Here is a 472-nt window from a genome sequence, read left to right as displayed (position 1 = left end):
GTGTTGAAGATGCAGGGTCGAACGGGCAGGGCGCGGGTGCGTCGACTTCCCCGTTTGCTGAGCGCCGAGCTGTTTTTACTGACGCGGCACCGCGTTCGTGTTCATGCAGCGCGATCATCGTTGCCTCCAAGTCCTGTTGCGTGAGCTCGCGCTGTTTCTTGGTGCCGGATGCGCGGCGTGGCGTGCGTACCTGCGCGCCGCGATGCGTGCGCGAGGGCGCCGTGCCAATGCTGCGGTTGTCGCGCTGAGCCTGCACCGCCTGCGCCAACTCAAGCACGTGCGCGAGACGCTTGCACTCGACGATCGCCCCCTGATCGACCTCGGTGAGACGGTCGTACTGCCGGCATACCAGCGCCCGCTCGCCGGCCCGCAACTGCGTGCGTCCGTCCGGATATTCCCACACCTCGATGTCACGGTGGATCAGCGCGCGGTTCGCGTCGGTATCTTCCAGCAGATACAACACGCGGTCGTA

Annotated in this window: 1 pseudogene; it reads right to left on the bottom strand. The window is 65.7% G+C overall.

The features are described 5' to 3' along the window. A pseudogene (locus NCS58_RS34055) lies at positions 1-472 on the bottom strand (ISNCY family transposase); the annotation flags it as partial.

Origin of the sequence: Caballeronia sp. INML3B (assembly GCF_023631305.1) — a bacterium.
GTDB lineage: Bacteria > Pseudomonadota > Gammaproteobacteria > Burkholderiales > Burkholderiaceae > Caballeronia > Caballeronia turbans.
Note: the sequence above shows the minus strand (reverse complement) of the source record. Positions and strands in the feature narration are given on the sequence as shown.